Source organism: Mesorhizobium opportunistum WSM2075 (genome assembly GCF_000176035.2).
Classification (GTDB): domain Bacteria; phylum Pseudomonadota; class Alphaproteobacteria; order Rhizobiales; family Rhizobiaceae; genus Mesorhizobium; species Mesorhizobium opportunistum.
Map to the genome: position 1 here is coordinate 6,025,761 of NC_015675.1, position 21,781 is coordinate 6,047,541.

Annotated in this window: 22 protein-coding genes; 17 read left to right on the top strand and 5 right to left on the bottom strand. The window is 64.5% G+C overall.

Annotation, left to right across the window (positions count from 1 at the left end):
* The first annotated feature begins 73 nt into the window (after positions 1-73).
* From MESOP_RS29040 to MESOP_RS29065, 6 genes are all read left to right on the top strand, one after another.
* Positions 74-1,195: a class II histone deacetylase gene (locus MESOP_RS29040; protein WP_013896919.1), complete on the top strand. Its 1,122-nt coding sequence runs from the start codon at positions 74-76 to the stop codon at positions 1,193-1,195.
* The gene (urtB, locus tag MESOP_RS29045; RefSeq protein WP_013896920.1) at positions 1,158-2,057 is read left to right on the top strand and encodes an urea ABC transporter permease subunit UrtB; all 900 of its coding nucleotides are present in this window, start codon (positions 1,158-1,160) and stop codon (positions 2,055-2,057) included. Before MESOP_RS29040 ends, urtB begins: the two co-directional genes overlap by 38 nt.
* Complete coding sequence (locus MESOP_RS29050; RefSeq protein WP_013896921.1) at positions 2,054-3,040, top strand: branched-chain amino acid ABC transporter permease; 987 nt, start codon at positions 2,054-2,056, stop codon at positions 3,038-3,040. Before urtB ends, MESOP_RS29050 begins: the two co-directional genes overlap by 4 nt.
* Positions 3,037-3,741 carry an ATP-binding cassette domain-containing protein gene (locus MESOP_RS29055; RefSeq protein ID WP_013896922.1) on the top strand — a complete coding sequence of 235 codons (705 nt, stop codon included), beginning with the start codon at positions 3,037-3,039 and terminating at the stop codon, positions 3,739-3,741. The genes MESOP_RS29050 and MESOP_RS29055 overlap by 4 nt, the downstream gene beginning before the upstream one ends.
* Positions 3,742-3,743: 2 nt before the next feature.
* Positions 3,744-4,445, top strand: coding sequence for an ABC transporter ATP-binding protein (locus MESOP_RS29060; RefSeq protein WP_013896923.1), 702 nt, complete (start codon positions 3,744-3,746; stop codon positions 4,443-4,445).
* Between the two features lie 82 nt (positions 4,446-4,527).
* Complete coding sequence (locus MESOP_RS29065) at positions 4,528-5,697, top strand: substrate-binding protein (protein ID WP_013896924.1); 1,170 nt, start codon at positions 4,528-4,530, stop codon at positions 5,695-5,697.
* Between the two features lie 48 nt (positions 5,698-5,745).
* On the opposite strand, the gene MESOP_RS29070 is transcribed toward MESOP_RS29065, so the two are convergent.
* Both MESOP_RS29070 and MESOP_RS29075 read right to left on the bottom strand, forming a co-directional pair.
* Positions 5,746-7,392 carry an acetolactate synthase large subunit gene (locus MESOP_RS29070; RefSeq protein WP_013896925.1) on the bottom strand — a complete coding sequence of 549 codons (1,647 nt, stop codon included), beginning with the start codon at positions 7,390-7,392 and terminating at the stop codon, positions 5,746-5,748.
* A gap of 115 nt (positions 7,393-7,507) precedes the next feature.
* Positions 7,508-8,410: a LysR family transcriptional regulator gene (locus tag MESOP_RS29075; RefSeq protein ID WP_013896926.1), complete on the bottom strand. Its 903-nt coding sequence runs from the start codon at positions 8,408-8,410 to the stop codon at positions 7,508-7,510.
* A 102-nt stretch (positions 8,411-8,512) separates the two neighbouring features.
* Between MESOP_RS29075 and MESOP_RS29080 the strand changes: the two genes are divergently transcribed.
* The 3 genes from MESOP_RS29080 to MESOP_RS29090 all read left to right on the top strand — a co-directional run bounded on the left by MESOP_RS29080 (position 8,513) and on the right by MESOP_RS29090 (position 11,047).
* Entirely contained in the window at positions 8,513-9,502 is a 990-nt protein-coding gene (locus MESOP_RS29080) for a zinc-dependent alcohol dehydrogenase family protein (RefSeq protein WP_013896927.1), read from the top strand.
* 197 nt (positions 9,503-9,699) lie between these two features.
* On the top strand, positions 9,700-9,993 hold the full coding sequence (locus MESOP_RS29085) for a TFIIB-type zinc ribbon-containing protein (RefSeq protein WP_013896928.1): 294 nt from the start codon (positions 9,700-9,702) through the stop codon (positions 9,991-9,993).
* Between the two features lie 73 nt (positions 9,994-10,066).
* Positions 10,067-11,047 (top strand): Tim44 domain-containing protein, encoded by a 981-nt coding sequence (locus MESOP_RS29090; protein WP_013896929.1) that lies wholly within the window; start codon positions 10,067-10,069, stop codon positions 11,045-11,047.
* A 47-nt stretch (positions 11,048-11,094) separates the two neighbouring features.
* Here MESOP_RS29090 and MESOP_RS29095 read toward each other — a convergent pair whose 3' ends face one another.
* The gene (locus MESOP_RS29095) at positions 11,095-12,192 is read right to left on the bottom strand and encodes a lactonase family protein (RefSeq protein ID WP_013896930.1); all 1,098 of its coding nucleotides are present in this window, start codon (positions 12,190-12,192) and stop codon (positions 11,095-11,097) included.
* Between the two features lie 200 nt (positions 12,193-12,392).
* On the opposite strand from MESOP_RS29095, the gene MESOP_RS29100 reads away from it, so the two are divergent.
* The 8 genes from MESOP_RS29100 (at position 12,393) to MESOP_RS29135 (ending at position 19,976) form a co-directional block, all read left to right on the top strand.
* A complete protein-coding gene (locus tag MESOP_RS29100) occupies positions 12,393-12,944 on the top strand; it encodes a MaoC family dehydratase (protein WP_013896931.1) in 552 nt (183 codons plus the stop codon).
* Positions 12,945-12,946: 2 nt separating this feature from the next.
* Positions 12,947-14,107, top strand: a complete 1,161-nt coding sequence (locus MESOP_RS29105; RefSeq protein ID WP_013896932.1) for a CaiB/BaiF CoA transferase family protein — start codon at positions 12,947-12,949, stop codon at positions 14,105-14,107.
* A 32-nt stretch (positions 14,108-14,139) separates the two neighbouring features.
* The gene (locus tag MESOP_RS29110; RefSeq protein ID WP_041164391.1) at positions 14,140-15,285 is read left to right on the top strand and encodes an extracellular solute-binding protein; all 1,146 of its coding nucleotides are present in this window, start codon (positions 14,140-14,142) and stop codon (positions 15,283-15,285) included.
* A 24-nt stretch (positions 15,286-15,309) separates the two neighbouring features.
* The gene (locus MESOP_RS29115) at positions 15,310-16,497 is read left to right on the top strand and encodes an ABC transporter substrate-binding protein (RefSeq protein WP_013896934.1); all 1,188 of its coding nucleotides are present in this window, start codon (positions 15,310-15,312) and stop codon (positions 16,495-16,497) included.
* An 88-nt stretch (positions 16,498-16,585) separates the two neighbouring features.
* Positions 16,586-17,323, top strand: coding sequence for an ATP-binding cassette domain-containing protein (locus MESOP_RS29120; RefSeq protein WP_041164393.1), 738 nt, complete (start codon positions 16,586-16,588; stop codon positions 17,321-17,323).
* Entirely contained in the window at positions 17,316-18,056 is a 741-nt protein-coding gene (locus MESOP_RS29125; RefSeq protein ID WP_041164394.1) for an ATP-binding cassette domain-containing protein, read from the top strand. Before MESOP_RS29120 ends, MESOP_RS29125 begins: the two co-directional genes overlap by 8 nt.
* Complete coding sequence (locus tag MESOP_RS29130; protein WP_013896935.1) at positions 18,053-19,003, top strand: ABC transporter permease; 951 nt, start codon at positions 18,053-18,055, stop codon at positions 19,001-19,003. Before MESOP_RS29125 ends, MESOP_RS29130 begins: the two co-directional genes overlap by 4 nt.
* Before the next feature lies 1 nt (position 19,004).
* Positions 19,005-19,976, top strand: coding sequence for an ABC transporter permease (locus MESOP_RS29135; RefSeq protein ID WP_013896936.1), 972 nt, complete (start codon positions 19,005-19,007; stop codon positions 19,974-19,976).
* A gap of 10 nt (positions 19,977-19,986) precedes the next feature.
* Here MESOP_RS29135 and MESOP_RS29140 read toward each other — a convergent pair whose 3' ends face one another.
* Both MESOP_RS29140 and MESOP_RS29145 read right to left on the bottom strand, forming a co-directional pair.
* Complete coding sequence (locus tag MESOP_RS29140; RefSeq protein WP_013896937.1) at positions 19,987-20,826, bottom strand: amidohydrolase family protein; 840 nt, start codon at positions 20,824-20,826, stop codon at positions 19,987-19,989.
* A gap of 67 nt (positions 20,827-20,893) precedes the next feature.
* A complete protein-coding gene (locus tag MESOP_RS29145; protein WP_013896938.1) occupies positions 20,894-21,679 on the bottom strand; it encodes an IclR family transcriptional regulator in 786 nt (261 codons plus the stop codon).
* Positions 21,680-21,781: the final 102 nt, after the last annotated feature.

Sequence of the window (21,781 nt, forward strand, 5' to 3'; positions counted from 1 at the left end):
GCCCCCTCTTTGGGGTCGGGCCACGGGATCGTTAGCCTGCTAGCGTCGTCCTGTTTCTAGGGGACGCTTGCCTATGGCGACAGGTTATGTTTTTCACGAACAGCTGATGTGGCATGACACCGGCTCCAGCGCCGACATGATGCCACCCGGCCGTTTCGTGGAGCCCGGCCGGCACCTGGAATCGCCTGGATCGAAGCGCCGACTGAACAACCTGATCCAGGTCAGCGGCTTGGCACGCCATCTGGTGCCGATCCTCGCCGAGCCGGTGACAGTCGAGGATCTGCTGCGCGTGCACACGCAGCGCCATGTCGACGACATCAGGATGCTCAGCGAGCGCGGTTCCGGTTTCGCCGGCCCGCAGGCGCCGATCGGCCTCAACAGTTTCGACATCGCGCTCCTGTCCGCCGGCACCGCCTATGCGGCGATGCGCGCGGTGCTGACCGGCCGCGTCGACAATGCCTATGCGCTGGCGCGGCCGCCGGGGCACCATGCCGAGCCCGACCAGGCGATGGGCAACTGCCTGTTTTCCAACATCGGCGTGTCGGTGCGCCGGCTGCAGCATGAGGGCTTGCTCGGTCGCGCGGCGATAGTCGACTGGGACGTTCATCACGGCAACGGCACCGAGACGGTGTTCTATTCCGATCCGTCGGTGCTCACCATTTCCCTGCATCAGGACAATCTGTACCCGACCGGGCGCGGCGCGCTGGCCGACAATGGCAAGGGCGCCGGCGAAGGCTATAACATCAACATCCCCCTGCCCGCCGGCAGCGGCACGGGCGCCTATGAGGCGAGCTTCGACCGCGTCGTCGCCCCGGCGCTACGCGCCTTCAAGCCTGACCTCGTGATCGTCGCTTCCGGTTTCGATGCCTCGGGATTCGATCCGCTCGGCCGCATGATGCTCAACAGCGAATGCTTCCGGCGCCTTGCCGCGCGCATGGTCGCCCTGGCCGCCGAGACGTCGGACGGACGCCTGATGATGACCCATGAAGGCGGCTACTCCGAGGGCTATGTGCCGTTCTGTGGTCACGCCGTCATCGAGACGCTGGCCAATCACCGGACCGAAGTGGTCGACCCGCTGTCGGACCATATCGACGAATGGGCCGGGCAGGAATTGCAGCCGCACCAGGCTGCGGTGATCGACGCCGCCGAGAGCCTGCTTGCCGGCCTGCGTCAACGCCTCGCAAGTGCTGCCTGACGCGATGGATTTCCTGATCACCACCCTCCTCAACGCGCTGACGCTGATCAGCATCCTGATGCTGGTCGGGCTCGGACTAGCGATCAGCTTCGGCCTGATGAATGTGACCAATCTGGCACATGGCGAGTTCGTCACCGTCGGAGCCTTCGCGGTCTATTTCGTCCAGAGCGTCGGCGGTTCCTTCTGGCTGGGGCTCGCCGCCGCGCCCGTTGCCGGCGCGGTGGTCGGCTGCATCCTGGAATTCGCCATCATCCGCCATCTCTATTCGCGGCCGGTCTCGACCGTGCTTGCCACCTGGGGCGTCAGCCTGATCCTGCAACAAGGCCTGGAACTGACCTTCGGTCTCGGCGCCAAGCCGGTGACGCCACCGATCGAGGGCACGCTCGACCTGTTCTTCACCGTCTATCCGGCCTACCGGCTGATCCTCATCGCCATCGCCATGCTGACCTTGCTCGGTGTCGTGCTGCTGATTGGCCGAACATCGTTCGGGCTCGACATCCGCACCGTCATCCAGAACCGGGAGATGGCCGAGGGCGTCGGCATCAACACGCGGCGCACCTACGCCATCGCCTTTACCTTCGGCGCGGCCATCGCCGGGCTCGCCGGCGGATTGGTCGCACCGCTGGCGATCGTGCTGCCGCAGATGGGGGTGAACTATCTCGCCAACGCGTTCTTTGTGGTCATCGTTGGCGGCGTCGGCTCGATCGGCGGGCTCGTCGCCGGCAGCGTCTTCGTCGGCGGGCTGACCAGCATCCTCAACTACCAGATCTCGCCATCCCTGGCGCAGGCGATTGTGCTGCTAGCGGCCATCGTCGCCGTGCGGCTGCGGCCCAACGGCCTGTTCAACGGAGCCTCGCGATGATCGCCCGCGATCGCAACTGGCTGCTGATCTTCGCCGTCTGTGTGGTGCTCGCGGTTCTCTATCCGCTCTTCGCCGACGGCTATCAGCTGACGGTGATCCGCGACGCGCTGATCTTTGGTCTGTTCGCGGCGAGCCTCGACTTCTTCTGGGGCCGTACCGGCATCTTGTGCTTTGGCCACGCCGCCTTCTTCGGCATCGGCGGCTACATCATGGCGCTGATCACGCTCGACGACGCCATCGCCTTCGGCAGCCTGCTCGGCATCATAGGCGCGGTGGCAGGGGCAGCCTTCGTCGCCGCCATCATCGGCTACTTCCTGTTCTTCGGCGGCATCCGCGGCAGCTACTTCACCATCGTCACGCTGGCGATGGGCGTCATCTGTCAGCAAGCCGCCGTGTCCTGGAGTTCGGTCACCGGCGGCGACAGCGGCCTGATCGGCATCCCGCCGATCGAATTCGATGTTAGCGGGATGCATCTCGATCTCAGCCAGGACCTGCCCTCTTATGTCTTCGTTTCGGCCATCGTCGCGGTGGTGGTGCTGGCGCTGTGGTCGATCAGCCGCGGCCGCTGGGGCACGATACTGACTGCTATCCAGGACAATGAAGTCCGGGCGGCAGCGCTCGGCCACAACGCACCGCTGCGGCTGCTCGTCACCTTCGTCCTGTCCGCCGCAATCGCCGGCCTTGCCGGTGCGCTCTATGTCTGCATGGCTGGGCTGGTGGCGCCCGATCTTTCCGGCTTGCTGCTGTCGACCGAAGTCATCGTCTGGGTGGCGGTCGGCGGGCGTGGCACGCTGCTTGGCCCGGTGCTGGGCGCGATCTTCATCCAGCGTGCGCAGCAGACGATCTCCAGCTTCAACCCGAGCCTGTGGCCGCTGCTGCTCGGCTGCGTCTTCGTCGTCATCGTCTTCCTGCTGCCGGACGGCATCCTGTCGATCTACGCCCGACTGAAGAGCCTCTTCAAAGGCCGGAGGCGCGTGCAATGAGCGACGTCCTGCTCCAGGCCGAGAATGTCGGCATCCGCTTCGGCGGCCTGCAGGCACTCGAAGGGTTGAACCTCACCGTACGCGACAAGGAACTATGCTGTATCATCGGCCCGAACGGCGCCGGCAAGAGCACCTTCCTCAACGTGCTGACCGGCACGCTTCGGCCGACCAGCGGCAGCGTGCGATTCCTCGGTCACGACATTGCCGGCCTGCCGCTGCACCGCATCGCCCGGCTCGGCATCGCCCGCAAGTTTCAGATCCCGTCGGTCTTTCCGGGCCTGTCGGTGGAGGACAATCTGAAAGTTGCGCGGTGGGGTGCGCCGTCACCGGTTCGGCCTGTGAGCGAGTTGCTGGAGCTGGTCGCGCTCGGCAACCGTGCCGCGACGCTGGCCGGCGAACTCGCGCATGGCCAGAAGCAATGGCTGGAGATCGGCATGGCGCTGGCGATCGAGCCAAGGTTGCTGCTGCTCGACGAACCGACCGCCGGCATGACACCGCAGGAAACATTGGCAACCGCAGAGATGCTGCTGCGGCTGAAGGGCGAATTCTCGATCGTCGCCGTCGAACACGACATCCGCTTCGTGCGGGCGCTGAACTGCGAGACGCTGGTGCTGCATCAAGGGCGTCGGCTGCGCAGCGGTCCTTTCCACGACATCGAGACCGACGAAATGGTCCGCGACGTCTATCTGGGGAGGCGCTGACCATGCTGCGGACACTTGCCGTGTCGGCCGGCTATGGCCTGCTTCCGGTGCTGAACGGCATCGATATCAGCGTCTCGCCTGGCGAAGTTGTCGGCCTGCTCGGCCGCAACGGTGCCGGCAAGACGACGCTGCTGCGCGTCATCGCCGGCGGCCTGAAGGCGAGCGGCGGCGCCGTGGTGCTCGGCGACCAGGATCTCACCAGCGCGCCGGCCTTCCGCCGGGCGCGGGCAGGCATCGCCCATGTGCCGCAAGGGCGCGGCATCTTCAACCAGCTGACCGTGCGGCAAAACCTGGAGGTCGGCACACGCGCCGCCAGGGATCGCGGCGACGGCGGCATTCCCGACGACATCTTCGGCTATTTCCCGATCCTGCGTGAGCGTGAAACACAAGTCGCCGGCACACTCTCGGGCGGACAGCAGCAGATGCTGGCGATCGGCCGCGCTTTGTGCGGCCTGCCCTCGGTTCTGCTGCTCGACGAACCTTCGGAAGGCATACAGCCGAACATCGTACAAGCCATCGCCGAGCTGGTGCCGCGCATCGCGCGCGAACGCGGCATCGCGATCGTGCTGGTCGAGCAGAATCTCGATCTCGTTCTGAAGGCGGCGGATCGCTGCCTGGTGATGGAAAAGGGCAGGATCGTGCACGAGGGCACGCCGCAAGCGTTCGCCGACGAGACCCTGTTGAAGGATTTGTTGGCCCTGTAAAGGCGCGCCTGATGCGCGCCCGGGATTTGTTGGCTTTGCAAGGCGTGCATGGGGCGCGCCTGGACTGGAAGGGAACATAACAATGATAAGCAGAAGAACGATCCTGAAATCCGGCGGGGCTGCCGCCGCGTTCGCCATGGTCGGCGCGCCGTCGATCCTGCGCGCCGCCGACACCGTCAAGGTCGGCCTGTCGATCCCGATCACCGGACTGCAGGCGATCCTCGGCGAGACGCTGCTCAATTGCTACAAGCTCGCCGCGGCCGAGCTCAACGCCGCCAACGGCATTGGCGGCCGTCAGGTCGAGTTGTTCGTCGAGGACAACCAGACCACGACCAAGGGCTCGATCGACAAGGCGCGCAAGCTCATCAACGAAGACAAGGTCGACGTGATCATGGGCACGATCATTTCGCCAGAGCGAAGCGCTACGCTGTCGGTGACCTCGAAGGCCAAGAAGCTGTTCTTCTATCCGACCAATTTCGAAGGCGGCGAATGCAACCGCTACTTCGTCGCCACCGGCCCGATCCCGATGCAGCAGGTCGACCCGATGATGCCGTGGGTGGCCGAGAACCTCGGCAAGACCATCTACGTCATGGCCTCCGACTATGCCTGGCCACAGAAGATGACCGAGGCGATCACGGCAGCCTATGAGAAGGCCGGCGGCAAGATCATCGGCGCCGACTATTATCCGTTCGGCACAACGGATTTCGGCCCTGCATTCCAGAAGATCAAGTCGCTGAAACCCGATGTCGTGTGGTCGATGGTGGTCGGTAATGACGCGGTCACCCAGCTCAAGCAGTATCGCTCTTTCGACATCAAGCAGCCGCTGATCGCGCCACTCGACGAGGTCTTCAACAAGGACGCGCTGCCGCCCGGCGTGGCGGCCGGCACCTATGCACCGCAGCCTTACTGGATGGCACTCGACAATCCGGTCAACAAGAAGTTCATCGCGAGCTTCCGCGAAAAGTTCGGCCAGGAGAAGATGGTCAACGGCATCGGCGAAGCCGGCTACAACGGCCTGCATCTCTACGCGCTGGCCGCCGAGAAGGCCGGGTCGCTGAAGGACGACGATGTGCTCAAGGCGTTGCCGACGATCGAGTTCGACGCGCCGCAAGGCAAGATCCGCGTCGATGCCAGCAACAACCACACGCTCTGCCATTCCTATGTCGGCAAGGCGGCGGCCGACGGCATCAGCTACGAGATCGCCAAGGATTTCGGGACGATCGCGCCGGTCACGCCTTACTGCAAGCTGTAGGGGCTTCGGCGACGGCTCCAGGCAATCCTGACGGCGGCTTTGCCGCCGTCAACTCGCTTGCGGCGCCGGCAGCCGCTCGCGCAGTTCGTCGACGAGTACCCTGGTGTTTTCGGAATAGTCGATGGGCACGACGACGAGATGCACGCCGCCGCCGGTGAAGGCCTGCTCCAGCGCCGGCTGCAAGTCGGCGATCTCGCCAACCCTGGTCCCCCTGGCGCCATAGGCCTCGGCGTATTTGACGAAGTCGGGGTTGCCGAAGGTCATGCCGAAATCCGGAAATTCGTCGACCGCCTGCTTCCAGCGGATCATGCCATAGGCGTGGTCTTCAAGCAGCAGGACCACGAGGTTGAGCTTGAGCCTGACGGCGGTCTCCAGTTCCTGGCTGTTCATCATGAAGCCGCCGTCGCCGCAGATGGCCATGACACGGCGCCTGGGATAGAGCAGTGCCGCCATCATCGCCGACGGCAGGCCGGCACCCATGGTGGCGAGCGCGTTGTCGAGCAGCAGCGTGTTTGCCATGCGCGTGCGGTAGTTGCGCGCGAACCAGATCTTGTACATGCCGTTGTCGAGGGCGAGGATCCCGTCCGCCGGCATGACGGCGCGGACATCGTGCACGATGCGCTGCGGCGTGAAGCGGTCTTCGGTGGCGCGCGCCGCGATCCGGCTCAAAATGCCTTCGCGCAGCGGCAACAGGGCCTGCGCATTGGGGATCTTGCCCTCGATGCGATCGGCCAGCAGCGCCAGCGAAGGGCCAAGGTCGCCGACGATCTCGGCTTGCGGGAAATAGACCTGCTCGACGTCGGCGGTTTGATAGCCGACATGAATGACCTTCGGTCCCCTGGCGCCCATGATGAAAGGCGGCTTCTCGACCGTGTCGTGGCCGATGGTGATGATCAGATCGGCCTGCTCGATGGCCTCGTGCACATAGTCACGCTCGGAAAGGGCTGCCGTTCCCATGTAGAGCTCGGTGCCGCCGGGCACGGTGCCCTTGCCCATCTGCGTGGTGAAATAGGGAATTTGGGTGCGCAGCACGAACTGGGCGACATCGGGCGTCACGCGCGGCCGCGACGCCGCCGCGCCGAACATCAGCAGCGGACGCTTGGCCTCCATGATCATGCGGGCGGCACGATCGAGCGCACCGGCGCTGGCCAGCGGCAATTCGACCGGATGCGTCGGCACGAGTGCCACCGGTTCGCACTCCGCAGCGGCAATGTCTTCCGGCAGTTCCAGATGCACGGGGCCGGGACGCTCTTCCTGGGCGACACGGAAGGCTTCGCGCACCAGCGAGGGGATCATCTTCGGCGACACGATCTGGCGCGACAGCTTGGTCAGCGGCTTCATCGCCGCGACGATGTCGACAATCTGGAAACGCGCCTGCCGGGATGACAGGATGCCCTTCTGGCCGGTGATCATGATCATCGGCATCGCACCGAGCAGCGCATAGGCCGAGCCGGTCGTCAGGTTGAGCGCGCCGGGACCAAGCGTGGTGATGCACACGCCTGCCTTGCCGGTGAGCCTGCCATAGGTGGCGGCCATGAAGGCGGCCGCCTGCTCGTGGCGGGTCAGGATCAGCTGGATCGACGAGCGGCGGATCGATTCGACGATGTCGAGATTTTCCTCGCCGGGAATGCCGAAGATCCGGTCGACCCCTTCATTTTCGAGGGCTGCCACGAACAGATCCGAACCTTTGGTCAACTGTCTCTCCCACGATGCGCAAATTCCACCAGCCACCTTCATATGGCAGGGAAAGCGGCGCCGCAAAGGCCGGAAGTGCGCATTGGTTCACGGAAGAGCTAACCGCGACGGGCGATCACGCCATCAATTTCGGCAAGGCGGTCGCCAGCGCGTCGACGGCCAGTCGCACTTTGAGCGGCAGATGCGGCGTCTGCAGCCAAAGGGCATGGCAGTCGTAGAGATGGCGCGGCTGGTCCGGCAACAGCACCGCCAGCGCGCCTGCCCGAATGCGCTCGCGAACCAGCCACCAAGGCAGCCAGGCAATCCCCATGCCAACGACCGCGGCATCGGCGATGGCGTCTAGGTCGTCGAGCCGCAATCGGCCGGTTGGCAAGATCTCCTGAAGGGGCTGCCCTTCACGCGCAAACAGCCACGGCTGAACGACCTGGCCGAGCCGGCGATAGACAATCGACTGATGATCGGCGAGGTCCTCGATCCGCCGTGGTTCGCCATGAATTCCGAGATAGGAGGGCGCCGCGCAGACGACCATGCCTTGGCGTGCGACGCGGCGCGCGATCACGCCGGCCTTGTCGTCCAATTCGCCGGTTCGGATGGCAAGGTCGTAGCCGTCCTCGGCTAGGTCGGCGAAGCGGTCGCTTAGCGACAGATCGAGTTCCAGCATCGGATATTGCCGCGCCATTTGCAGCAGCACGGGCGTCACGCAGTGACGACCGAAATGCGCCGGCATGGTGACGCGCAGTTTTCCGCGTGGTTCCGAGAGCTGGTCGGCGGCGAGCGCATCGGCGGCTTCGGCCTCCGCCAGCACTACCCGGCAGCGTTCATAGTAGGCGCGGCCGAAATCGGTCAGGCTCTGGCGGCGCGTGGTGCGGTTGATGAGGCGCACGCCGAGGCGCTCCTCGAGAAAGCGGACGTGCTTGCCGACCATCGGTCCGGACAGATCGAGCGCGACCGCCGCAGCCGCGAACGAGCCGAGGTCGACTGCCCTGATGAACACAGCCATGCTCTCGAGCCGATCCATATTCGGAACTCCTGGTTTCTACTGCTTTATCCGTACCGCCATTTATCCGCGATATCGTACCCTGCATAGCTCATTCGGTTCAAATGATTTGGAGTATCCTGAATGGCACGTGTTGTCCGCTTCCACCAGCATGGCGGTCCCGAGGTATTGCGCATCGGGGATGTCGACCTCCCCGCTCCGGGTCCGGGCGAGGTGCAGATCCGCGTCAAGGCGCTGGGCCTCAACCGCGCCGAGGCATTGCTGCGTGCGGGAACCTATATCGAGACGCCGGCCCTGCCCTCCGGACATGGCCTGGAAGCGGCCGGCGTCATCGAGGCGCTGGGCAAAGGCGTCGCGGATTTCGCAACGGGCGATGCTGTCAGCATCATCCCACCACGATCGATGGTTCGCTGGCCGGCCTATGGCGAACTGGTCACCTATCCCGCCGCGCTCGTCGTCAAACACCCGCCATCGCTCGACTGGCGAACGGCAGCAGCGCTCTGGATGCAGTATCTCACCGCCTACGGCGCGCTGATCGACATCGCCAGGCTACGCGGTGGAGATGTCGTCGTCATCACGGCGGCGTCGAGCAGTGTCGGACTTGCCGCGATCCAGATCGCCAGCAGTGTCGGCGCGACGGCGATCGCGGTGACGCGGACATCGGCGAAGAAACAAGCCCTGCTCGACGCCGGAGCGGCTGCCGTCGTGGTCCTGGCCGAGGCAGACCTGGAGGCCCGGCTAAAGGAAATCGCCGGACCGCCAGGCGTGCGCGTCGTGTTGGATGCGGTCGGCGGCCCGATCTTCGAGCCACTGACAGCGGCCATGTCACCTGGCGGCATTCTCATCGAATATGGCGGCCTCAGCCGTGAGCCGACGCCGTTCCCTTTGGCTGCGGTGTTGGGCAAGACGTTGACGCTGCGTGGCTACCTGGTCCACGAGATCACCGGCAACCCGGTCAAGCTGGAAGCCGCCAAGGCATTTATCCTTGGAGGCCTGGAGACCGGCACGCTGAGGCCAATTATCGATAGGACCTTTGCCTTCGACCAGATTGTCGAGGCACATCGCTATCTCGAGTCGAACGAACAGTTCGGCAAGATCGTGGTGACGCTCTGAAGGGCCGCAACGGCGAACAAATCATTCTCGCGGCAATAGCGCCCTTGAAGGCACGGTCCCGCATTCCTAACTGTCCCCTGCGGGCCGGGCCCCTCTGACGATCGTTCTTGGCGATTGTGATGTCGGACCGCTATAACGGGCCCGTTTCCATACCTTTCGGTCAAGCGGGCTCATTTCCTTTTGGTTTGGAGCCCCATATGACATCTTCCCTTCTTGGTTTGGTTTGTCCCTCCTGCCGCGTCGCGCTCACAATGAGCGAACGCCAGGGTATCGAGATCGACTACTGTCCGCAGTGCCGCGGCGTCTGGCTTGATCGAGGCGAACTCGACAAGATCATCGAACGTTCGGGCAGGGAGGCGTCGCCCGCGCCGCAGCCGGCGCCATTCTCCCAGCCGCAGCATAGCCAAGGCCGCGATGACGATTATTCCCGCTCGCAGGGCCACCGCTATCCGAAGCGGAAGAAATCATTCTTCGAAGAATTGTTCGATTGAGGCATGGCGCCGCCCGGTACCGGGCCGTCGTTTGCTGAAAATCTCAAAAACCACGTCGATAAGGTCCATCCCGATGATTTCGCGCACAAGCCGATTTGCCGCCCTCGTTGCAGGACTGTTCCTGGCGTTCTCCATGGTCGCGATCGATCATGCCGAGGCCCGTCGCGGCGGCAGTTTCGGCAGCCGTGGCATGCGTACGTTCCAATCCGCGCCGCCGACCAGGACCGCACCGGCGCCGACCGCTCCGGTCGAGCGGTCGATGACACCCAACACCGGTGTGAATAACCCCGCCCGGCAGCCGCAGGCCGGCCTGCAGAGGCCCGGCTTCATGAGCGGCTTCGGTGGAACGATGATGCGCGGCCTGCTGATCGGCGGCCTGATCGGGCTGCTCCTGGGCCAAGGCTTCGGCGGCCTTGCCGGCATGTTCGGTTTCCTGCTGCAGGCCCTGCTTATCGGCGGCGCGATCATGCTGGCTATCAGGTTCTTCCGGTCGCAATCCGCGCGTGGTCCTGCGCTCGCCGGTGCCGGCAATGCCCAGGCTTCGCGGTTTGAGAACCGCGCTACGTCACCGCAGCAATCGGCAGGCTCTTTCACAATCCCCGACTTTGGCGGCGGTTCGGGCGGTGGCTCTCCGGCCGGCGGCTCCGACGAGATTACACTGGCCCAGAGCGACCTCGACGCATTTCAGCAGCTGTTGACGGATGTCCAGGAGGCATTCGGGCGCGAAGATCACGCCGCCCTGCGCCGGGCGACGACGCCCGAGATGGTGTCCTATCTGTCCGAAGAGCTGGCCGACAATGCCCAGAAAGGTCTCAGGAACGAGGTATCGGACATCACCTTGCTGCAGGCCGACATCGCGGAAAGCTGGCGTGAGGACGACCGCGACTACGCCACGGCCGCATTGCGCTACGAGTCTCGTGACGTGATGCGCGAACGAGCCAGCGGCAAGGCCGTCGAGGGCGACGATGACCATCCGACAGAGACGACCGAATTGTGGACATTCATGCGCGAGAATGGCTCGAACTGGAAGCTCTCGGCCATCCAACAGGCCTGAACCCCGGTCAGTCTTGTCACAAGCTTCGAGGCGTCGTTGCGAGCGGTTCAGCGCACGATCTTGACGCACATCGGCGTGCCGATCTCGATGGCACGTCCGGTGTCGACCAGCATGCCGCTGTCGGCGTCGCGGGCAAAGATCGAGATGCGGTCGCCATTCTGGTTGGCCGAGAACAGATGACCGCCTGACGGCGTCAGCGCCAGGTTGCGCGGCGTCGCACCGCCGCAGGGGACATAACCAACGAGGCTCAGTGCACCGGTCTGCTGGTCGACCGCCATGATGACGACGCTGTCGTGACCACGGTTGGAGCCGTAGACAAAGCGGCCGTCCGACGCGATCTGGATATCGGCGCAATGGTTGCTGTCGCGCGCCTCGGCCGGCACCGCCGGTTTTGCGTCGACGATGGAGAGTTTGCCGCTCGCCTCGTCGAACTTCATCGACACCACGGTCGAATCCAGCTCGTTCATGACGAAGACGAAACGACCGTTCGGATGGAGCGCGAGATGGCGTGGACCGGCGCCCGGCGGCAACTCGGATTCGGCAAGCTTGCTCAGGCTTCCATCCCGTTCGATCCGGTAGGACACCAGCCGGTCGATGCCGAGGTCGGCGACGATGGCCGTTCCGCCGGCAATGGTCTCGGTGACGCTGTGGGCGTGCGAACGCTCCTGCCGGGTCGCATTCGGGCCAGTTCCCTTATGCGAGACACTGGCCAGCGGCGGCGTCAACGCGCCATCCTTGTCGAAACCATAGACTGCCACGGCGCGATCCGGACCGCCCTCGCCCATGCCGTAATTGGCAACCAGCAGCTTCGTGCCGTCGCGGGTGATGGTGTTGTGGGCGGTGATGCTGCCCAGCGATGGCTGTTTGTTCAAGTAGGTGAGCGTCCCGGAGCTACGATCGAAGCCGTAGGCGGAAACGGTTCCCTCGCGCCAGGTGAAGACTTCCGAATTGGCGTAGATCCGCGTGCCATCCGGCGTCACCGACAGGAAGGTCGGATTGTCGACGTCATCGGTCTCGGCCAGCTTTTTGGTTTCCAGTGTTTTCTCATCAAAGCTGTAGACGCTGAGGCCGACGCCGCGCGCGCCTTGAAAATACGGCGCTTCCCGGTTCAGGCTGCCGACGAAGACCAAATAGGCGTTGCTCATAATTTCTTCCCTTCCCCGCAGGCGCTCGGGTGCCGCGGGACGGGCCAAAATTTCGCCTGTTCACGCTTGCAACGCAACCCCATATGTGAAAATACTATTTACAAAAGAAGATTGACGGGAGGAGACGTCGTGCATTCCTGCGCCTCGATGCGTGTTCGAACGGTTGCGCGAAGCCTCCTGCGAGATCGCCGGAGCCAGCCATGAACGACTTCGCGCCCACTGTCGGCGTCGCCTCGACGCACCCCAAGAACATGCCAGCCGATCACGCTGCGCTGCCGGTGTGGAATGCCGAGAACTGGTTCTACGAGGATTGGCCAATCGGCCAGAAGATCCGCTCGTTGCGGCGCACGATGGCGGAAGGCGACAGCCATCTTTTCAACACGCTGGTGCTCGACATCCACCCCTACGTACAGGACCAGATGTTTGCCGAGAGCGAAGGCATTTTCGGCAAGCGGCTGATCGCAGGCGCCTTCGTCTTTTCGGCTGGCCTCGGGCTGGTCGCCACCAACTGCGTCAACGCCTTTTCCTATGGCTACGACAAGCTCCGCTTCATAAAGCCTGTCTTCATCGGCGACACGATCTATTCGATCCGCTCCAATTTGGACAAGACGCCCCGCTACAAGGAGATGGGCCTGATCCGCGCCAGCTATGAGGTGTTCAAGGGCGAAGGCGAACTCGTTTTGTATTGCGAGCACCTGCAGACGGTGAAGTACCGCGACCCTGCCGATTTCGTCGGCAAGACGGAGAAATAAGAATGCCGGCTTTGGCCGAATTGCCGCTTGCCGGTCTCGTCGTCGTCGACATGAGCCAGTTCCTGTCCGGGCCCTACTGCTCGCTCAGGCTGCTCGATCTCGGCGCCCGCGTCATCAAGATCGAGCGCCCGGATGGCGGCGACCTGTCGCGCCGGCTCTATCTCAGCGACACCGAAATCGGCGGCGATTCCACTATCTTCCATGCCATCAACCGGGCCAAGGAAAGCCTCGCCATCGACCTCAAGAACGAGGCCGACCTCAAGGCGCTGCGCGGGCTGCTGGCCCAGGCCGACGTGCTGATCCAGAATTTCCGGCCGGGCGTCATCGAGCGGCTCGGCTTCGACTACGAAGCCGTCCGCAAGATCAATCCCCGGCTCGTCTACGCCTCGATCAGCGGCTATGGCGAAGACGGACCATGGGTCAAGCGGCCCGGCCAGGACCTGTTGGCACAGTCGCGCTCCGGGGTGATGTGGCTGAACGGCGACGAGGACCAGGGGCCTGTGCCGTTCGGGCTTGCCATCGGCGACATGCTGGCGGGTGCGGCCTGCGCGCAAGGCATTTTGGCGGCACTTGTGCGGCGCGGCATCACCGGTCAAGGCAGCCATATCGAAACCAGCCTTTTGGAAGCGCTGGTAGATTTCCAGTTCGAGGTGCTGACCACGCATCTCAATGACGGCCGCCGCCTGCCGCGCCGCTCCAGCTTCCGCAGCGCGCATGCCTATCTGTCGGCGCCTTACGGCGTCTATCCGGCCAAGGACGGCTATCTCGCCATCGCCATGACGCCGATCCCGAAACTCGCCGACCTGCTATCGCTCGATGAGCTGGCGCCCTATCGCGACAAACCGGCATCGTGGTTCACCGCGCGTGACGACATCAAGGCGATCATCGCGCAGCGGATCGCCACCAAGACCATCGACGAATGGCTTGATATCCTCGAGCCCGCCGACATCTGGTGCGCCAAGGTGCTGACCTGGCCGGAAATGCTGGCCAGCGAAGGGTTCCAGTCGCTCGACATGCTGCAGACGGTGACGCGCGAGGACGATGTCTCGATCCTCACCACCAGTTCGCCGCTCAGGGTCGATGGCATCAGGGCCAAGGTCGATCGGGCGGCACCGCGCATCGGCGAGCACAGTGCCGCAATCCGCCGGGAGTTCGGCCTGTGACCACGCTCACTCCAGTGCCCACCCTCAGGGGCATGACCTGGAGCCATCCGCGCGGCTACGACCCCATGGTCGCCTGCTCTGCTCTCTGGCAGCAGAAAACCGGTGTCGCCATCGAATGGGACAAGCGCTCGCTCCAGGATTTCGAGTCCTTCCCGGTCGAGGAACTGGCGCGCGCCTATGATTTGATCGTCATCGACCACCCGCATGTCGGCCAGATCACGGCGGAGCGTTGCCTCGCGCCACTGGATATCGCCGGCCGTGAGGCCGAGTGCGCCGCGCTTGCCTCGGGCAGCGTTGGCCAGTCCTATCCGAGCTACAACTGGCAAGGACGGCAATGGGCATTCCCGATAGATGCCGCCAGCCAGGTGCAGGCATGGCGGCCGGATGCACTTGATGCAGCGCCAGCGCGCTGGAGCGATGTGCTCGATCTCGCCCGGCAAGGCCGTGTGCTGTTGCCGCTGCGGCCACCCCATGTGCTGATGGCTTTCTACACGCTGGCCGGCAATCTCAACCGTCCCTGCGCCACCGATCCATCGTGCGATCTCATCGATATCGAGACCGGCAGCGAAGTCTTCGAGACGATGCGCGAGATCGCGGCTCTGGTCGAGCCGGCCTGCTTCGAGATGGATCCGATCGCCGTTTCGGAACGGATGGCTGAGGCCGGTTCGCGGATCGTCTGCGCACCGCTGATCTACGGCTACGTCTCTTATGCGATCGCGGGCTTTCGCGCACACCAGCTGGCTTTCGCCGACATCCCGGTCATCGGCTCGAACGGGCCGATCGGTTCGGCGCTCGGCGGCACCGGCATAGCGGTGTCGGCCTTTTCCAAAGCCAGGGATGCCGCGATCGACTTCGCCTATTGGGTCGCCAGCGGCGATGTCCAGCGCGGTCCCTACGCCGCCGCCGGCGGACAGCCCGGCCACGCCGCCGCCTGGGAGGACCGGACGGTCAACGCCGTGACCGGCAATTTCTATCGGGATACGCGCTCGACGCTGGAAGGCTCATGGGTGCGGCCGCGCCATGACGGCTACATGGCATTCCAGCAGGCAGCGTCCGACCGCATCCTTTCCGGCATGAGTTCAGGGCACAAGGCCGCCCAGGTCGTTGCCGATCTCAATCGCCTGTTCCGGGAGAGCGCCCAGGCGCAGGTGTCCGGCGCTGCCGGTGGAGAAGCTTGAAACGAAACCGAACGGAGGAGAACAATGAATAACATGATCCGCGGCCTGCTGGCTGCTACCGCCCTCGCCTCGCTGGCAACCACTGCCTACGCGCAGGATGTGCAAGGCGTCATCAGCGGGCTGCCGACCGAACTCAAGGCGCAGTATGACGGCGCGCCGCAGAAGGTGCTGCCTTCGGCCTGGGACAATTTCACCCCGCCGCCGAAGCCGTGGAAGTGGTGCCACTCAGAATCCTACCAAGGCAATCCCTGGCGGGTCACGGTGACCAAGGAGTTGAAGCGGCTCGTCGACGGGCTGATCGCCGACGGCACGGTGTCGAGCTTCGAGGTTTCCGATTCCAACAACGACGCCAGCCAGCAGATCAACCAGATCCGCGCCTTCATCGACAAGAAGTGCTCGATCATCACCTCGATTCCGGGCTCCGCCACCGCACTCGACGATGCCATCGACGCAGCCGCCAAGGCCGGCATTCCGTTCATCACCGCCGCCGGTTCGGTGACCAGTGCGAACGCGATCAATGTCGATTCCAACTATGCGCGCTGGGGCTATGACATGATGACGGCGATCGGCAAGGCACAGCCGGACGGCGCCAGCATCCTGCTCGTCGAAGGCATTGCCGGTCACCCGATCGTCGTCCAGGAACGCCAGGGCGCGGACAAGGCGCTGGCCGAAAATCCGAAGCTGAAGATTTCGCGCACCGTCAACGGCAACTGGACGGCCAACGTCACCAAGACCGTGGTGCTGCAGGCGATCGCCACCAACCCGGCGCCGATCGACGCGGTGTGGACGACCGGCAGCGAAAGCCGCGTCGTTGCCGAGGCCTTCGCCGAAGCCGGTCGCCCGGCGCCACTGATCACCGGCTCGATCACGGGCGACGCGTTGGGCTACTGGAAGGCCAACCCCGACAAATACCGCTTCGAAGGCCATGCCGTACTGCCGCACTGGACCGCCGAGACACTGTTTCGCGTCGGCGAGCGCATGCTCGACGGCCAGAAGCCGAAGCTGAACACGCTGCTGATCCCGATCCCGCCGGTTCACAACGCCGATCTCGGCCAATGGTACAAGGACTGCATGACGACCGATGCCGTCTCGATCTTCCCGACACCGCCGACGGACCCGATGCCGGAGGAATGGCTCGACGCCTATTTCTCGAACCCGGCACCGACCAAGGGCTGGGATTATTCGAAGGTGCCAGATGCCTGTGCAAAGTGATGCCGGCGCAAACTGACGCCTGCGACAGATAAAATCTCAGCGAGCCGGCTCCTTTCGGGGATCCGGCTTGCCAGCTTCGAAACACCGCATGATTGAGATCACGAACATATCCAAACGCTACGGCGAGACGGTCGCGCTCGCGGATGCTTCGATCGCGTTCCGGGCGGGTACCATCCACACCATCCTGGGCGAGAACGGTTCGGGCAAGAGCACGATGGTCAAGCTCCTGTCCGGTATCGTCCAGCCGGACAGTGGTGCAATCCTGCTGCAGGGCAAGCCGTTCTCGGGCACGAGCCCCTCGGCATTCCAGGCACAAGGTTTTGCCACGGTATTCCAGGAGGTACTGGTCGCGCCCGATCGCAGCGTGGCCGACAACATCCTGCTCGGCCTCGACGGCCTGCTGCGGCGCGCCGTGCCCCGCAACGAACGCCGCGACAGGGCGGCAGCGGCGCTCAAGCGCTTCGCCGTCACCGACGTGCCCCTCGACAGGCCCGCCGGCCTGTTGCCGCTCGCCGCGCAGCAACTGGTCGTTCTCGCCCGCGCGATCGTGCGCAATCCAAAAATCCTGATCCTCGACGAAGTCACCGCCGCGCTCGACTTCGCCGATCGCGAATCCGTCTTTTCGCTGATGCGCGCGCTGGCCGGCGAAGGCTGCCTCATCCTGTTCATCACGCACCGCATGGACGAAGTGATGTCGCTTTCGGATCGCATCTCAATCCTGCGCGGCGGCAGCGTGGTGCGCACCGAAGAACGCGGTGCCTCGACCCCGGCGGAATTGCTCAAGGCGATGGCGCCACGCACGGCGGCGGAGCTGGCGCATGGTTGATCGCGCCGCTCCAGGCCTGGCTGTCCGCGACCTCGTCATCGTGCCGGGCGCCAGCGCCATAACGCAAACCATCGCTCCAGGCGAGATCGTCGGGCTTGCCGGCCTCGACGGGCACGGCCAGGAGCTGTTCCTCAAGATGCTCGCCGGCGTGGCGCCGCCACTTGGCGGCTGGATCGAGATGGGCGCATCCCGCAAGATCACAGGCTTCCGCAAGGCAGTGGCCAGCGGCATTGCCTATCTGCCGCGCGACCGGCGCGCCAACGGGATTTTCCCGACGCAGTCGGTGCTCGACAATTTCGCCGTCTCGACACTGTCGCGCGACACGCGCCTTGGCCTGATCAGTCCCGCGGCGCGCAAGGCACGCTACGATGTCTACCGCGAGAAGCTGTCGATCGTCGCGCCCCGGCCTGATGCGCCGATCACCACCCTGTCGGGCGGCAACCAGCAGAAGGTGCTTTTGGCACGGGCGCTGGCGCTGGAACCCGCGATCCTGCTTCTCAACGATCCGACGCGCGGCGTCGACGTGGCGACAAGGCATGTACTCTACGATGTCTTTCGCGGGCTGGCCGCGGATGGCATGGGGCTCGTCATCCTGTCCAGCGAAATCGAGGAGATTCTTCTCCTGTGCCAGCGCGTGCTGGTGTTCAGGGAAAACAAGGTCGCGGCGGAAATCTCCGGTGAAGCGATGACCACCGACAGCGTGATCTCTGCCATGTTCGGACGCGCAGCATGAGCCCTCTCACGCGCCTCCTGTCTCTTGGGCGAAACGTCGGCTTCGCGGTCGTGCTGCTGGTGGTCCTGCTTGCGGTCAATCTCATCCTCAGCCCGGGGCGGTTCCAGCCGGGATCGTGGGGCGCGCTGGCCGGACTGGCAGCACCGTTGATCGGCGCGGCGATCGCCTCGACACCGGTGATCCTCGCCGGCCGTGGCGGCATCGACATTTCGGTCGGGCCGCTGATGGGCTTCGTCAACGCCATGGTGATCCAGGTGCTTTTCCTCAAAGCCGGCATCTCCTCGCCTCTGATGCTCGTCCCAGCGGCTTTGCTCATCGGCGCGCTAATCGGTGCGGCGAACGGTTTTCTGGCGACGATCGTGCGCATCCAGCCGATCGTCGCCACGCTCGGCACCTATCTGATCCTCACCGGCATCACGCTGACGATCCTGCCGGCGCCGATCGGTCCCGCGCCGGCCTGGCTCAAGGCGCTGTCCGGTCCGCTGTCGATGCTGCCGCTGGCGGCGATGTTCATCGCCTGGTGGCTGGTGCGGCGCACGCCTTACTATGACCAGTTGATGGCGGTCGGCAGCGATGACCGCGCCGCCTACACCGCCGGTGTGGATGTCACCCGCGTCCGCTTCATCGCCTATGTGATGACCGGCATCTTCGGCGGATGCGCGGGGCTGATGCTGACAGCGCTGATCGGTTCGGCCGACCCCAATATAGGACCGACCTACACGCTGATCGCCATCGCCGCGGTCGCGCTCGGCGGCGTCAGCCTGGCCGGAGGCCGTGGCGGTGTGGCAGGAGCCGCGATCGGCGCGATCGACATCTTCCTGCTGCAGAGCGTGCTGACGACGTTCAACGTCTCGACCTTCGTACTGCAGATCGCCTATGGCGCCATATTGGTGCTGGCTGTGATGCTGACCGCGCTGCAGGAACGTCTTGCCATGAGGGAGCGCTGACATGGCTGCCAAGCGAAACCTGTTCGCGACAACCAATGCCCGCGTCGTCGGCGCCTTCTGTGTCGCCGCCCTTCTGCATCTCGCCGGCGCAGTCCTCATTCCCGGTTACTCTTCGCCGTTTGCCGTGCGCGCCATGCTGGTGCTCGCTTCGCTGCTTGCCGTCGCCTCGATCGGCCAGACGCTGGTCGTCATCATGGGCGGCATCGACCTGTCCATTCCCTTCGTCATCGGCTTTGCCAATGTCGTGGCCGCGCAGCTTTACGGCGACGGCTGGAACTTCTTTCTCGTCTGCGGCCTTGTCGGCGTGCTGGCGCTTCTCATCGGCGGGCTGAACGGACTGATCTCGCGCAGCCTCGACATCCAGCCGCTCATCGTCACGCTCGGCATCGGCATGGTCGTGCAGGGGCTGGTGCTGTTGTGGACAGCCGGCTTCCCCTCGGGCTCGGCACCGCAGGCGGTTTCCAGCTTCGTGTCGATCGGCGGATCGGCCGGGCCGCTGCCGGTGCCGTGGCTGGTGCCCAGCCTCGTCGTGCTGGCAGCGCTCGTCGTGCTGGTGCTGGAACGGACGCCCTATGGGCGCCGGCTCTATGCGCTTGGCAGCAATCCGGGCGCCGCACCGCTGGCGCTGATCGATCCGGTCCGCATGTGGGTCATCACCTATGCGGCGAGCGCCTTCTTCGCCGCGGTGGCCGGCGTGCTGCTGCTCGGCTTCACCGGCTCGGCCTATGGCGACGTCGGCCAGCCCTATCTGTTCCAGACCATCGCCGCGGTCGTCGTCGGCGGCGCGGCATTGGTCGGCGGGCGCGGCAACTATCTCGGCACGATCGCCGGCGTGCTGGTGCTGACCGAGATCAACACGCTGCTGATCGGCCTCGGCTTCCAGCCGTCGGCGGTGCAGGCGGCCCTGGGCCTCATCATCGTGCTGCTGGTCTCGCTCTACGGCCGCGAGCGGCACGTCTCGACGACCATCTGACGGGTTGCTGCTAGGCGAGCCGCCAGAGCTTGCGGGCATTCGCGGACAACAGCCGCTCGCGTTCCGAAATGCTGCAGCCTGAGAGCAGCGCATGGGTCGCCGCCACCCAGGTCGAGAGGCCGCCGCCGAGCGTGCAGACCGGCCAGTCGCTGCCCCAGACGACACGATCCCAGCCAAAGGCAGCGATTGTATGCTCGACATACGGGCGCAGCGTCGCGACGGTCCAGCTGCCGGGATCGGCATAGGCGACGACGCCGGAAATCTTGGCGATGACGTTCGGACGCCGCGCGATCTCGCTCATATGTTCGCGCCATGGATGCTCGGCTCCGCCCTTGACGTCGGGCACGCCGCAATGGTCGAGGACGAATTGGACATCCGGTGCCAGGTCGGCCAGCGCGATCGCCTTGGGGATCTGGTGCGGCAGCACCACGAGGTCGAAGGTCAGGCCGGTGCCGCCAAGCCGCTTCATGTTGTCCCGGAACAGCGGGCGCTCCGACAGCTCATCCGGCACGACATGGAGGACGCGGCGAAAACCCTTGACGAATGGGTTTGCCCGCTGGCGTTCGAGATAGGCCGCAAAGCCGGTTTCTTCCGGCCGGCAGGAGGCGATCGCTCCAGTGAGCATGCTGCCTGGTTGCCGCGACAGAACTTCGACGCGGGCGGTCTCGGCCTCGATGTCGGCTGGATCGACATCGACCTCCATATGCAGCACGCGCTCGACGCCGACACGCCGCGCTTCCCCGGCATATTCCCCGTAGGAGAAATCGCGGTTGAGCGCCGGCACGCCGGCCAGCCAGGGATAGCGCAGCACCGAGCGATCTATGAGATGCAGATGGGTATCAACGATCATGGCGAGGTTCCTCCCCTTCGAGCTTATTCAGATCATCTCACGGAGGAATTCTTCATTCAAATAAGAATTACGCCGCTGCACCGACCGCCGATCCGGCTAGGCGTGACAACCTTTCGGCCATGGCCAGCAACAGTTCGATGGTCCTGGTTATGTCGGGCGCGGAAGGCGCATTGACGACGGTGATGTAGGGAATCGACAGTGCTGCGATGGCCCTGCCGTCGGAACTGCGCACCGGTGCCGAAAGGTTGAAGACGCCGGCGGTCTGCATCGAGGCCATCATCTCGTAGCCACGGTCGCGAATCTGGTCGAGACGGGTGAAGAACTCGGCCGGCTGCGCCATCTTGTCGGTGCTGCGAACATGTTCGGAGATCATCATCTGGCGTTCTTCCTCCGAGCGGAAAGCCAGCAGCACATGCCCCGAGCCGGTGTCGAACAGGCTGATGTGGGACCCCACCCTGATCGAGATGCCCCAGTAGTTCGGGGCCTCCTGCTGAGCGATCACAACGGCGGAACCGCGATCGAAAACAACGAGTTGGTTGGCCTGTTGCGACGTCTCCGCGAGCTCGCGCATCAGCGGCGTGGCATAGGAAACCAGCCGGCGCACCGGAGCGTGCAATTGCGCCAGGCCGAACAGCTTGAGCGTCAGCGAATAGCGGTCGCCGTCCAGTCGCGTGACATAGCCGCGCCGCACCAGCCGGTCCAGCATGCGGTAGAATTCGTTGGGGCTGCGCTCGAGTTTCTTGGCAATTTCGGCTTGCGTCAGGCCGCCGTCGACGCCGGCCAGCAGTTCGAGGATGTCGAGCCCCTTGTCGAGCGCTGGCGCGCGGTAGCGCTCGTCCTCGCTGTCATCCATGCCTCACCCCTCCAGTAAAATCGATTCTTCATATACGCAGGAATGCGGCCGACGGAAACAAATTTCGTCTTGACGTGCCCGTGAATGTTTTGTTTGTATATG